We start from the raw sequence: 12,640 nt of genomic DNA, 5'->3' as shown, positions 1-12,640 counted from the left end.
CAGGGCGGCATCAAACCCAGTGATGAATCGGCCAGCCCGCCTGCTCGGCATGTGCCCGCAATACCGGGTCCGGGTTCACCACCTGGGGATGATCGACCTTCAGCAGCAGTGGCAAGTCATTGCGCGAATCCGAATAGAAGTACGCACCGTCCAGGTTTTCATCTTCCTGCGCCAGCCAGTCCAGCAAACGCTTGATCTTGCCTTCCCGGTAAGTCAGTACGCCCACCGTTTTACCGCTGTAAACACCATGGCTGACCTCCAGCTCGATGCCCAGCACTTCGTCGATGCCGATACGCGCAGCAATCGGCTTAACCAAATGCGTGCCCGACGCGGAGATCACCACAATCCGGTCGCCCTGAGCTCGGTGGCGGGCAATGGTTTTGGTGGCGTCGCTGTAGATCAGCGGTTCGATCACGTCTTCGACCCACGGCTCCACCAAGTGCTCGATTTCCTCCGGCGTGCGGCCGATCATCGGCTCCAGGCTGAAGTCCATAAAGTCTTCCATCGCCAGTTTGCCCTGGCTGTAGGCGTCCATCAGTTCGTTGTTCCTGCGCATGAACGACTCGGGGTCGACCCAGCCCAGACGGCCCATCTGCTCGCTCCATAAGGTGGCGCAGTCGCCGTGGATCAGGGTGTCGTCCAAATCAAAAATTACCAATGCCATCCGTTACGCTCTCTCAATAAATCACTGCTCAGGCTACTTCACATAGCGCGCTGGGGTCGATGGAAAGTGCCAGGCGCTGGCCGTCAGGGTGCAGATCCTGCGCCGAACGGTTGAGCACATCCACCACCAGCTCTACGCCGCGGGCTTCGATACGATAGCGGATCACGTTGCCCAGCAGACTGTGGCTGCGCACTAGTGCGTCAAGTTCGCCGCTGCGGCTCAGTTCGATGGATTCCGGGCGAATCGCGATGCGGCCGCTGATCGGGCGTTGCAGCAAGCGACTAGCCGTGTCGGAGTCCAGCAGGTTGTAGTTGCCGATAAAACCGGCGGCGAATACGTCCACCGGCGCCGTATAGAGCGTCTCCGCATCGCCGCTCTGCACGATCTTGCCCTGGTTCATCAGGAAGATGCGGTCGGACATGGTCAGCGCTTCCTCCTGGTCATGGGTCACGAAAATCGTGGTCAGCCCCAGCTCGCGCTGAATCTCGCGGATCTGTTCGCGCAGGTGCTTGCGAATCCGGGCATCAAGCGCCGACAGCGGTTCATCCAGCAGCAACAGGCGTGGGCGGGTCACCAGAGAGCGGGCCAGGGCGACACGCTGGCACTGGCCGCCGGACATCTGGTGCGGATAACGGCCTGCCAGGTCTTTGAGTTCCACCAGTTGCAGTACTTCCTGCACGCGCTTGTGGCTGTCAGCGGCGTTGACCTTTTGCATGCGCAGGCCAAACGCGACGTTTTGCTCGACGGTCATGTTGGGGAACAGCGCATAGCTCTGGAACACCATGCCGATGTGGCGCTTCTGTGGGCTCAGCGGAACGATGTCCTGGCCATCCAGCAGGATTTGCCCACTGTCCACGGCTGTCAGGCCGGCGATGCAGCGCAGCAGGGTCGATTTGCCGCAACCGGACGGGCCGAGCAGGGTGACGAATTCACCCTTGGCGATTTCGCAATTGATGTCGCTGAACACCGGCGTGCCGGCGTAGCTTTTCTGCAGATGTTGCACGCTGACGAAGCTCATTGGCTTTTGTCCTTGTTCAAGAAGGTGGCGACCCAGGTCAATACCAGTACAAAGAAGAAGTAGGAAATGACCACGGCGCTGGTGAAGTGGCCGCTGCTGTTGCGCATATTGTTGAGGTACACCTGCAGGGTTTCGTAGCGGGTGCCCACCAGGATGTTGGCGAACACGAACTCACCGAACAGGAACGAGAACGACAGTAACAGTGCCACCATCAGGCCTTTGCGCAGGTTGGGCAGCACCACCAGGATCGCGGCTTGCCAGGTGCTGGCGCCGAGCAGTTGCGAGGCGTCCATCAGGTCGCGCAGGTTGATGGCCTGCAGGTTGTTGGTGATCGCCCGATACATAAACGGCAGCGCGACCGTGAAGTAGCAGCCGATCAGGATCCACGGCGTGCCCACCATCGCCATCGGCCCGGAGCCGTAAAGCTGCAGCAAGCCTACCGACGACACCACCGGCGGCACCGCAAACGGCAGCAGGATCAGGATATTCATCAGCGCGTCGAGTTTGGGAAAGTGGTAATGCACCACGAACAGCAGCGGCAGGATCAGCACCACCGACAGGATCAGCGCGCCCACGCACACTACCAATGATTGACCGAAGGCCATCAGAAAGCGCGGGTCGCTCCACAGCTGCACATACCATTTCAGGGTAAAACCGGCCGGCAGAATGGTCGCCGACCAACTGCTGGCAATCGAATAGATAAACGTGCCCACCAACGGCAGTACCAGAATGGCAAACAGCAGGTACACCATGACGCGATGGTAGAGGGAGGCCGGGCCGGCTTCAGCGCGAGACATGGTAGCTCCTCTTGAGCAGCAATTGATGGACCACGGTGATCACGGTCATCAACGCCACCAGGACCACGGCGAGGGCGCTGGCCATGTTCGGGTCCAGGGAGATATCCCCGGACACCATCGCGGCGATGCGGATCGGCAAGACGTTGAAATTGCCGGTGGTCAATGCGTACACCGTGGCATAGGCGCCCAAGGCATTGGCCAGCAGGATCACGAAGGTGCCGAGCAGCGCGGGCGTGAGCACTGGCAGGCCAATGTGTCGCCAGAACTGCCAGCCACTGGCGCCCAGCAGCGCTGCCGACTCACGCCAGTCCTCGCGCAAGGCATCGAAGGCCGGGTAAAGCAGCAACACGCCGAGGGGAATCTGGAAATAGGTATAGAGGATGATCAACCCGGTTTTCGAGTACAGGTTGAAGTCTTCGATGATGCCCGCCTGCTTGAGCATGATCGTGATACTGCCGTTGAACCCCAACAGAATGATGAAGGCGAAGGCCAGGGGGACGCCGGCGAAGTTGCTGGTCATGTTGGCGAAGGCGGTGACGAAGTTGCGCAGGGGCGAGTCCACCCGGCGCAGCGAGTAGCTGCCCAGCACGGAAATGATGATCCCGAACACACTGGAGTAGAAACTGATCTCCAGGCTGTACTGGATGGCCTGCAGGTAGAACTTGGAGCTGAAGATCCGCGTGAAGTTGTCCACGCCCCAGCCGGACTCTTCGGTTTGCAGGCTGTTGATCAGCACCCATACCAACGGCGCGATTTCGAACACGATAAAGAACAGTGCAAAAGGCATCAGGCACAGCAGGGCCAGCCATTTGCCGCGGGTCATGGCATTCACTTGAGCAACTCCCGGCAGACAGGCTTGTCGTGGGGCACGCCCAATAATTCGCAGACAGTGCCGCACAGCTCGGTTTGTTTCGGCGCCGCGCCGGCATCCAGGCTGAAGGCATCGCCCAGCACAAATAGCGGTACTTCGCGCTCTTCCGGCAGCAGGCCGTTGTGGGAGCGGTCGTTGTTCATGCCGTGGTCGGCGGTCACCAGCACCTGGTAGCCGGCATCGAGCCAGCCTTGCAGGTAGTCGGCCAGGATGATGTCGGCTGAGCGCGCGCTGTTGCGATATTGCGCGGTGTCGAGGCCATGTTTGTGGCCGGCGTCGTCGATGTTCATCGGGTGCACCAGCAGAAAGTTCGGCGTGTGCTTGAGCCGCAAGCTTTCGGCATCGGCGAACAGGTGGGAGTCCGGGTAGTGGTCATTCCAGTAGAAATGCCCGTGTTGGATCGCCAGCGCCGGGTCGTGGGTATGACGGTCCCGCGCAGGCATGAACGGCGTGCGGTTGTACAGCTCGCTGACCCAGTGATAAGCCGCCGCTGCGGTACTAAGGCCGGCGGCGGTGGCGTAATGGAATAGGCTGCGCTGGTTGGACAGGCGCGAGACGTTGTTGTGGACGATACCGCTCTGGATCGGCGGTACGCCGGTGAGGATGCATTCGTACAACGGGCGGGACAGCGCGGGCAGTTCACAATCCAGTTTGTAGAGGGCTGCGCGTCCTGCGCTGACATACGCTTGCAAATGTCCCATGGCGTGCCTTGCAACCTCGAAGTTCAGGCCGTCGAGCACGACAAGGATGACGTTGTGCTTCATGGGGGAGAGCGCTCCGCAGCAATAGACTTGACTCAATTCCTCAGGAGGAACGAGGTCAAAAGTATGGGAGGGGGCTAACCCCCTCTCATATTGGATCTCCAGTGGATTTCCAATGTGGGCGACAGGCTTATTTCATCTCTACGATGACCTGCTCGTTCCACAGCTGAGGCAACTTCTTGGACGTTTTTTCCCAGGCATCGGCATCCTTGATCGGCTGCGGGTTGGCCTTGGTGTACTGCTCGCCCGGGATCAGGTTCTTGGCGATATCGGCCGGCAGTTTCAGGTCGGTTTCGGCACGGATCGGGCGCGCATTGCCCCGGGCCAGGTTGAGCTGGCCGGCATCGCTGAAGATGTACTCGCGGGTCAGCTTCGCCGCGTTCGGGTGCTTGGCGTATTTGTTGATGATGGTGGTGTAGCCGGATTTCACCGAGCCGTCCGATGGGATCAGCACCACGTAGTCATCCGGGTTGGCCATTTTGGCTTTGTAGCTCAGGCCGTTGAAGTCCCAGACGATGCCCACTTCGACTTCGCCTTTTTCCATGGTGGCGATGGTCGGGTTGGACAGTGAGAGGCGCCCTTGCTGGGCGATCTTGGTGAAAAACTGCAGCCCAGGGGCAATGTTCTTCTCGTCGCCTTTGTTGGCGATAGCTGCTGCCAATACGCCGTTGGCCGCCTGTGCCGCTGTGCTGACGTCACCCACGGACACCTTGTACTTGCCGGTTTGCAGGTCGGCCCAGCTGTGGGGGACTTCAGAGCCGTGCAGCAGCTTTTTGTTGACGATAAACGCGATAGTGCCGGTGTACGCCAGCGCCCAGTGGCCGTCCTTGTCTTTTGCCCAATCCGGCACCTGTGCCCAGGTGGACGGTTTGTAAGGCTGGGTCACTTCCTGCTTCACCGCAATCGGGCCGAAGGCGGCGCCGACGTCGCCGATATCGGCGCTGGCATTGTCCTTTTCGGCTTTGAACTTGGCAATTTCCTGGGCGGAACTCATGTCGGTGTCGATGTGCTTGAGGCCGTAGGTCTTGGCCAGATCGTCCCAGGTGCCTTTCCAGTTGGCCCAGTCATCGGGCATGCCGACGCTGTTGACGGCGCCTTCCGCTTTCGCGGCGGCTTCCAGGGTTTTTAGATCGGTATCGGCAGCCATGGCCGCGGTGCACATGGCAATGGTCGAGCCTAACAGTGATGCCAGGAAAAGCTGTTTCATCCGAAGCTCCTATGGGCGTTAACAACGCTGCGTTTTTACGAACGATTGCGGTGGTTTGGTCTAGGTCAGCAATACCTGAGCCAATCTAGGCTCGATGGATGACAGTTTCATGTCGATGTCGTTTTTAAAGCGTTGATGTCGGTCAGCGCAAACTTAGCGTAGACCCTGCCCCAGGGCCCGCATTGACTGGACTTGGCCGATGTATTGCAGAGTGTGGTATGCCACCCCGGCAGGTGCTGTCATCTCTCGGTCATTTGTAATGCCTAGGCTGACACGCAGTAACAAGGGCCCATTTATCGAGCGCTTTATGCACCTGAACGGTGCTGGTCTAGTCCAGATAGGTAACGTTGATGCGTGATGAAGCAATCAAGGCGGTGACTTCCATCGGCCTGGCGCTGCAGGAGCAGATCGATCACGGTCTATTGCCCCCCGGCCACAAATTGCCTGCCGAACGCAAGCTTAGCGAGTTGTTTGGTACCACTCGCATAACCGTGCGGGAAGCCTTGTTACAACTGGAGGCTCAAGGGCAGATCTATCGCGAGGAACGCCGTGGCTGGTTTGTATCGCCGCCGCGACTGGCCTACAACCTGATGCAGCGCAGCCACTTTCACGCGATGGTCAGTGATCAGGGCCGGGTGGCGTCCACCGAAGTACTCAGCGCACGCTTGCAACCGGCCTCGGCGGCGGTGTGCGCCTGGCTGCAGTTGCCGGCGTTGTCCAGCGTGATTCAGATCTGCCGGGGCCGGCGGATCGATGGGCGCTTGGTGTTGTATGTAGAGCACTACCTGAACCCGCTGTATTTTCCCGGAATCCTGGCGTGTGATTTGACCCAGTCGATGACTGAGCTGTACGCAAGCAAGTACGACGTGCATTACGGGCGGGTGCGTTTCGAGATCGTCCCGACCTCACTGCCCGTGGAGGCGGCCGCTGCGTTGCGCGTCTCGGTGGGCAGCCCCGGCCTGCGCATTGCCCGGGTCAACTATGACCAGCACCAGCGCCTGATCGACTGCGATCTGGAGTTTTGGCGGCATGACGCGATTCACGTGGGGGTGGATGTCGTCTGAGTGAACAGCGGCCAATCCAAGTCCCCCTTAAGACCGCTGTCATTTAGCCGCGCGGCGTAAGGCTTTTGATCACCTGATCCACATTGTTTTCCAACTCCGTCACCGGCTCCGCGCCGTCGACGTTGAGTACCAGAAGCTGCGCGCCACCTGCTGTCACTGCGGCTTTTACCGCCTCACTCGGCTGACGATGATGCAGCACCACTCCGACGTCATTGTCCTTCAGATCAGCGGTGAGTTTGCGCAATGCGTCGGGCGTCCACTCGGCGTCGGGGCGGGCGTCCGTGCTGAGCGCTTCCAGGTTCAGGCTGCTGATCAGGTAGGCGAAATGATCGCTCAGGCTGACCACGCTCAGGTTGTCCGCCTTGGCCAGGCGTGCCTCGCTGTCGGCGCTGAATTTAAGCAGGCGTTGCTTGAGGGCGGCGAGGTTGGCGTCGATCTTCGTTTTGGCCCCCGGCGCCAGACGGCTCAGGTCGGCGGCCACTACATCGGCCATGCGGCCCAGATTGTTACTCGATTGCCAGGGCTGGCTATTCAAACCGTCGGAGGCGCCGGGTTGCACGGCGATCCCCGGCAAACCCCCGTCCACTGGACGCGCGGCATCCACTTCGACGATACGGATATTGCTGCGTCGCGCCACCGGGTACAGCGCGTCATCCGGCCATAGCGAGCGCAAACCGATGGCGGCGTCGGCGTCTTGGGCCAATGTGCTGAGCGCCGATGCGCCACGCCCCGTGAAATACGATACCTGTCGCGTGCCGGGTAGGTTGGCCGGCGCGGCACGTTCCAGCTGCACGTCGGTGCCTTTGAGCAACACGTCCGCCAGGCCATAGGTGATGGGCAGCGAGGCCAGCACTTTCACAGGTTTGGCGGCATGCACCGCCGGTTTTACCGATTCGGTCGCCATCAGCGGTGTGGCGATCAGGCAGGCGAAGGCCAGAGTCAGAGGGTGTAGAACGAAGCGCATTATCCAAGGTTCCCTTTCAGGCTGGGGACGACGCCCCGCGCGATGGCCGCGCAGGCGAAGGCGATACCGGCGACGAGGATGATCGCGGCGCCGGAGGGGATGGGCAGGTCAAATATGATTGGTAGCAGAATGCCACAGAGGGTGCTGACGGTGGCGATCACCACCGAGACCCAGAAAAACCCTTTGAGCGACTGGCTCAACAGCCGCGCCGCCGCCGCCGGAATCACCAGCAGCGCGCCCACCAGGATCGCGCCGATGACCTTGACCGCCGCCACGGTGATCAGTGTCACCAGGATCACGAACAGATAATCCAAAGTCTTCACTGCCACGCCACGCACGGCCGCCAGTTGGGGATTGAAGCTGGCGAGCATGATGCGGTTGTACAGCGGCAATGCCAGGGCCATCACCAGGGAACCGACAATCGCCAGCACCAGCAGATCGTTGCCGTTAACCGTCAGTACCGAACCGAACAACACGTTTTCCAGGATGTGTACATTGATCTTGCCCGCCAGGATCAACAGCAGGCTCGCGCCCAATGCCAGGGAAACCGACAGGAACACGCCGATCAAGGTGTCCGGCGCCAGCCCGGTGCGGTTGCGCAAGTAGTTGAGCAGGATGCCGAACAACAGGCAGTAGCCGAACAGGCTGCCGTACGGCCCGGTGTAGGGCTCGCCGAGCAGAATGCCCACGGCTACGCCGGTCAGCGCGGCGTGGCCGACCGCTTCGGAGAAGAACGCAAAGCGTTTGACTACCACCAGCGTGCCCAGTCCACCCAATACCGGGCCGATCAACAGGCCCGCGAGCAATGCGTTGACTACAAAGCCGTAGGCCAAGGCTTCCGGCAGGTAACCCGAAGAAGCCCAGCCCTGGACCATCAGGCGAAATGCTTCATAACTCATGGCGCCGTGCTCCGAGGGTGAGTAGAGAACAGGGTCAGCAGGCGGTCAGGCGTCAGCGCTTCTTTGGGCGTGGCATCGAACAGCACGCGGCGATTCAGGCCAGTTACCCGATCAGCCAGGCGGCCAACCGCTTCCAGATCGTGTTCGATCCACAGGACGGTGATGCCAGCCAGGCGCCAGTCGTTGAGCAGGCGTTCGAACACCTGGATACCGGCCTCATCGAGGGCCGACATCGGTTCATCCAACACCAGCAATTGGGGGGCCGGGATCAGGCCCTGGGCCAGCAGCACGCGCTGGCGTTCGCCGCCGGATAACGCGCCCATGCGGCGCTTGCGCTTATCCTGCATGCCCACCCGCTCCAGCGCCTCGCCGATGGCGGCCGCGTAATGCCGGGACAGGCCAAGAAACGCCGGGCGCCGCTGGCACATTGCAGCCATGAAATCGTCGACGGTCATCGGCAAACCTCGGTCGAACTCCAAGGCCTGGGGGACATAGCCGATGGTGCCGGGCGAGGACGGCCACGCCAGACTCAAGCGGCCCTGGTGCGGTGTCTGCCCCAGCAAGGTCTTGATCAGCGAGCTTTTCCCGCCGCCGTTTGGTCCCACCAGCGCGTGGATGCTGCCCGGCTGGACCTGAAAACTCACCTCGGCCAGGATCGCGGTACGGCCCAGGGTCAGCGACACCTTGTCGAAGTCGAGGGTCGGCCCGATGCTGGCGACGTTCAGCTGTTCGGCGGCGGTCATGCGCCTGACTCCTGAATGGCACGGACCACGGTGTTGAGGTTGCCGGTCATTTCCACTTCATACTTTTCAGCGCTGTATTCGCCGTAGGAAATATGCGAGAGCGGGTACAGCTTGACCCCGGATTCGCGCTGGATGGTATCGACGTAGGTGGACGGGAAATCCATCTCCGAGAAAATCACCTTCACATCCAAGGCGCGCAGTTCATCGATGGTTTTCTTCAACTGGCTTGGGCTGGGTTCGATACCGTGGGCTGGCTCGACCACTGCGGTGACTTCCAGGCCAAACTCACGCAGCAGGTAGTCGTAGGCCGCGTGCACCGTGGCGACACGCAGGTCTGGGTTGGGCGCGCTGGTGAGCTTGGCCAGGGCGTCGGCGCGCATCTGGCGCAGGCGCTTGCCGTAGGCGCGGGCGTTCTGGGTGTAGGTCTTGGCGTTGTCGGGGTCGAGCTTGCCCAGTTCGCGGGCGATGTTGTTGACCTGGGCAATCGACGCGCTGATCGACAGGAAGGTATGTGGGTTGACCACTTTGCCCGCGCCGCGCGCGGCGTTGCCGGTGGCGGCCAGCAACGGCACATTGGCGTTGGCCTCGATCACCGGGATGTCGGGGCGTTCGCTGGTGGCGATCATGCGGTCGGCGAAATCGTCATGGCCGACACCATTGAGCACGATCACGTCCAGCGTGCCGATGCGCTTGATGTCCTCGGCGCGCGGCTCGTAGGCGTGGGGGTTGAACCCGGCCGGGATCAGCGGCACCACCTCGGCCTTGTCGCCGACGATATTGGCCACGTAACTGTAATAAGGGTGCAGCGTGATGCCGATGCGCAGGCGCTTGCCCGCTTCGGCGTTGGCGAAAGGGGTGAGCATCAGGCTGAGCAGGCCAACCAGCAGCAGGCGCAACAGGGGAGATGAAATAGACATGGGCAATCGGTCTTCTCGTTCAGTGACGGTGCTGGCGGGTCACGCCGGCATCGAATTGCGTGACCACCTGTTGCCAGCCGGCTGCGATCAGCGCCTGGTCAGTGAGGTCGGAAGGGGCGGCGATGTCGTTGGATCGGTTGAGCCAGATATCCGGTTCGCTGCCTTGCACGCGCATCAGCAATGAGCCGCTCACCCCAGGTGCCTGGCTCACTCCCAGATAAGCCGACGGTGCCAGCAACTGCCAGCGGTGATCGCCACGGCTGACCGAGCTGGCATCTTGAGCGAACGGCGCGAAGCCTTCCTCGGCCAGTTGCTCGGGCGTCGGCAGGGCGCTCTGCTCTTGTTGCAACAGATGGATTTCATCCAGGGTCACGCGCAGGTCGGCGTAGATGCCTTGTTCAGCGGCGCTCAGGTCGCGCCGCGCGTCCAATTGATGGCTGGGCAGGGTCGCGACCTGCTGGGACTCGCCGTGCAGGGCCACCACCGTCCCGGCGACTGCCAGGATGATCAGGCACAACAGCAGGACGTAGAGGGTTTCGTGGCCGGCACCAGCGGGGCGTACAACCTGGGTAGTACTCATTGGGGCTGGATATCCGCTTGATCGATTTCCACCACATGGCCAGGGCCGGCATCGAACAACACGTAGAACTCGGCCGAAGGTTTCTTGAACGTGAGGGTCGAATCCTCGCCGAGTTTGCCGGGCATCAGGATGGTTTCGTCGTAGCCGATCACGTCCAAGGTCACGCCAGGCGCGCCGCTGCCATCGGAGAATCCACCTTTGCACTGGATTTGCTCGCCGGGTATTTCCTTGCATTCGCACATGGGATTGTGGGCCACGGCGGTGGCGCTGAAGCCCACACACAGCAGCGCGATATAGGTGCGCAGGATCGAGGTCATGGTTTTACTCCTTGCTTGTTCAGCCAGGCAATGGTGGCAGGGGAGGCCTGGCTCAGCGGGATGGAACCCTGGTGCATCGTGCCGTCCCAGCCTTCCATGGTGACCCACAGTTCGGCGTCTACCGGCGTGCGCTCCGGCACCGGCAGACCGGCCCCCATGCGATACGGCGTGCCAAAGAAGATCACGCCGGCGGCGCGTAGGCTGCGGGGTTTGCCGATACGCAGATAAGTGGCCTTGACCTGATCGGCGCAGACGTCACACAGGGCAGCATTGAAAAATTTCATCGGGCCCGCCGGGTCGGGGCGCGGGCCCTCGTTACGGAACTCGGCGAGGGTCAGGCTCCAGGGGCCGACCTGCACTTCACCGGCTACCCGTTCGCCGATACCGGTGTCCCCGCGAAACAGTGCGGCGTCGGCGAAGTACTTGGGCATAAAGCCCAACGGCACCAGCACGAGGAGGATGTTGATATGGAAACGCCATTTCAGCCAGAACGCCCGCAGCGGCGACGGCGGTGCAGCGGCAGCGACTTTGCTCATCGGTTGGTCTCCGGGGTTTCAGCCTGCATGGCCGGGATGGACGCGGCCTGGCGCGGCGCTTTGTGGCTGCGTTTGAGGGCATTGGCGGTGGCCAGGGCGGTGCGTTTGGTCCAGATCAGCAGGCCACTCAATACCATCATGCTCAGCACCAGACCGAAGAACGCCCAGATCAGCTTGATCCACAGGCCACCGAAGTCTCCGGTGTGCAGCGGGCGCATGGATTCGGTGACGAACTCCAGGGCAGTGCGGTCGGACAACAGGTGCGAAACGGCGATATCGCCGTCATAAGGGTTCAGTTGCGCGGTCTGGAACATCAGCGGGTACCAGCCGCGGCCACCGATCTGCAGATGGCTGTAAGCGTTGAGCGGCAGGAATACGAAGCTGGCTTCCAGCCCTGGAATGCGCTGGGTGGCGATCTTGATGGCATCGTCCAAGGGAATCATCGGTGCCGGTACGCCAGGGGCGGATGTCGGTACTTTCTCCCGGGCGATTACCGGCACGATGGGTTCGCTGGAAATGGAGATCTGGTTGTCCCCCAGGAACGCCTGGATCAAGAACCAGGTGCCGGTGATGGAAATAACCGCAATGAACCAGATCGACCAGATTCCGCTCAGGCGGTGGAAGTCGCCCCAGAAGATCCGCGCACCATGGCGGATACGCAAGGTCGGGCGCAGGAAACCTTTCCAGAAGCGCTTGTACACCACCAGGCCGGTGATCAGTGACGCCAGCAACGGCAAGCCGAGCAATGAAACCAGGTACCAGCCCCAACTGTAGCCGTTGGTAAAAGGCACCAGCCACCAGCCGTGCAGCGCGCGGGTGAATTGCTGGAAATCGAAAGCAGGGCTGATGCCCTGGATCGCGCCGGTATAAGGGTTGGCATACGCCTCCACCGAACGTCCGTCGGGATAGCTCAGGCCCACACTCAAGGCGAAGTGCGATTCATCGGGGCGAATGATGGAGCGCACGATGACGTGCGGATCGTCGCGCTTGATGGCGGCGATCACTTGGTCAAAGCTCAGCGGTTCGGCATCGTCGGACGGTTTGCTCGCGCGGATGTCAGGGTTGGCCAGCCAGACGATTTCCTGGCTGACCACCGCCAGGGTGCCGGTGACGCAGACGATCAGTACAAAAAACCAGATGGGCAACGCCAGCCAGCTGTGTACGAGAAACCAGAGTTTGGAGCGCGACTTCTTCGACATGTGAATGAGGGTCTTGATCGGAGGGGCAATGCGGGCCCGGAAAAGGCCAGTCGTAGCTTTTGCTGACGCGACAGGCTGTATCTAAGTTAAGACGGATGAGAAT

15 protein-coding genes are annotated in these 12,640 nt (G+C 61.2%); 1 reads left to right on the top strand and 14 read right to left on the bottom strand.

The features are described 5' to 3' along the window. Window positions 1–10: 10 nt before the first annotated feature. The 6 genes from K1567_RS06555 to K1567_RS06530 form a co-directional block, all read right to left on the bottom strand. Window positions 11–664, bottom strand: coding sequence for an HAD family phosphatase (locus K1567_RS06555; RefSeq protein ID WP_220698273.1), 654 nt, complete (start codon window positions 662–664; stop codon window positions 11–13). Between the two features lie 28 nt (window positions 665–692). Further along, a complete protein-coding gene (locus K1567_RS06550) occupies window positions 693–1,682 on the bottom strand; it encodes an ABC transporter ATP-binding protein (RefSeq protein ID WP_034096733.1) in 990 nt (329 codons plus the stop codon). Continuing rightward, window positions 1,679–2,479, bottom strand: a complete 801-nt coding sequence (locus K1567_RS06545) for an ABC transporter permease (protein ID WP_103387496.1) — start codon at window positions 2,477–2,479, stop codon at window positions 1,679–1,681. The genes K1567_RS06550 and K1567_RS06545 overlap by 4 nt, the downstream gene beginning before the upstream one ends. After that, window positions 2,466–3,302: an ABC transporter permease subunit gene (locus tag K1567_RS06540; protein ID WP_162276720.1), complete on the bottom strand. Its 837-nt coding sequence runs from the start codon at window positions 3,300–3,302 to the stop codon at window positions 2,466–2,468. Before K1567_RS06540 ends, K1567_RS06545 begins: the two co-directional genes overlap by 14 nt. 5 nt (window positions 3,303–3,307) lie before the next feature. Next, window positions 3,308–4,114, bottom strand: a complete 807-nt coding sequence (locus K1567_RS06535; protein ID WP_034096736.1) for an alkaline phosphatase family protein — start codon at window positions 4,112–4,114, stop codon at window positions 3,308–3,310. A 127-nt stretch (window positions 4,115–4,241) separates the two neighbouring features. Next, entirely contained in the window at window positions 4,242–5,318 is a 1,077-nt protein-coding gene (locus K1567_RS06530; protein WP_034096737.1) for an ABC transporter substrate-binding protein, read from the bottom strand. 350 nt (window positions 5,319–5,668) lie between these two features. Here K1567_RS06530 and K1567_RS06525 point away from each other — a divergent pair, with 350 nt between their 5' ends. Next, window positions 5,669–6,382 carry a UTRA domain-containing protein gene (locus K1567_RS06525; RefSeq protein WP_034096738.1) on the top strand — a complete coding sequence of 238 codons (714 nt, stop codon included), beginning with the start codon at window positions 5,669–5,671 and terminating at the stop codon, window positions 6,380–6,382. A 43-nt stretch (window positions 6,383–6,425) separates the two neighbouring features. Here the strand turns inward: K1567_RS06525 and K1567_RS06520 are convergent, their stop codons facing one another. The 8 genes from K1567_RS06520 to K1567_RS06485 are packed head-to-tail and all read right to left on the bottom strand — an operon-like array spanning window position 6,426 to window position 12,537. Next, window positions 6,426–7,346 carry a metal ABC transporter solute-binding protein, Zn/Mn family gene (locus tag K1567_RS06520; protein WP_220698272.1) on the bottom strand — a complete coding sequence of 307 codons (921 nt, stop codon included), beginning with the start codon at window positions 7,344–7,346 and terminating at the stop codon, window positions 6,426–6,428. Next, a complete protein-coding gene (locus K1567_RS06515) occupies window positions 7,346–8,245 on the bottom strand; it encodes a metal ABC transporter permease (protein ID WP_040266411.1) in 900 nt (299 codons plus the stop codon). The genes K1567_RS06520 and K1567_RS06515 overlap by 1 nt, the downstream gene beginning before the upstream one ends. Continuing rightward, on the bottom strand, window positions 8,242–8,988 hold the full coding sequence (locus tag K1567_RS06510; RefSeq protein ID WP_034096741.1) for a metal ABC transporter ATP-binding protein: 747 nt from the start codon (window positions 8,986–8,988) through the stop codon (window positions 8,242–8,244). Before K1567_RS06510 ends, K1567_RS06515 begins: the two co-directional genes overlap by 4 nt. Then, window positions 8,985–9,905 (bottom strand): metal ABC transporter substrate-binding protein, encoded by a 921-nt coding sequence (locus tag K1567_RS06505; protein ID WP_034096742.1) that lies wholly within the window; start codon window positions 9,903–9,905, stop codon window positions 8,985–8,987. The genes K1567_RS06510 and K1567_RS06505 overlap by 4 nt, the downstream gene beginning before the upstream one ends. Before the next feature lie 19 nt (window positions 9,906–9,924). Further along, entirely contained in the window at window positions 9,925–10,485 is a 561-nt protein-coding gene (locus K1567_RS06500; protein ID WP_034096743.1) for a DUF6162 family protein, read from the bottom strand. After that, window positions 10,482–10,802, bottom strand: a complete 321-nt coding sequence (locus tag K1567_RS06495) for a hypothetical protein (RefSeq protein WP_034112764.1) — start codon at window positions 10,800–10,802, stop codon at window positions 10,482–10,484. Before K1567_RS06495 ends, K1567_RS06500 begins: the two co-directional genes overlap by 4 nt. Beyond that, the gene (locus tag K1567_RS06490; RefSeq protein ID WP_034096745.1) at window positions 10,799–11,338 is read right to left on the bottom strand and encodes a hypothetical protein; all 540 of its coding nucleotides are present in this window, start codon (window positions 11,336–11,338) and stop codon (window positions 10,799–10,801) included. The genes K1567_RS06495 and K1567_RS06490 overlap by 4 nt, the downstream gene beginning before the upstream one ends. Further along, window positions 11,335–12,537, bottom strand: coding sequence for a PepSY domain-containing protein (locus tag K1567_RS06485; RefSeq protein ID WP_034096746.1), 1,203 nt, complete (start codon window positions 12,535–12,537; stop codon window positions 11,335–11,337). Before K1567_RS06485 ends, K1567_RS06490 begins: the two co-directional genes overlap by 4 nt. Window positions 12,538–12,640: the final 103 nt, after the last annotated feature.

Source organism: Pseudomonas sp. S5F11, from assembly GCF_019641515.1.
In the GTDB taxonomy this organism is placed as follows: domain Bacteria; phylum Pseudomonadota; class Gammaproteobacteria; order Pseudomonadales; family Pseudomonadaceae; genus Aquipseudomonas; species Aquipseudomonas rhodesiae.
The sequence above is the reverse complement of the archived record's forward strand: the minus strand, read 5'-3'. Positions and strand labels throughout refer to the sequence as shown.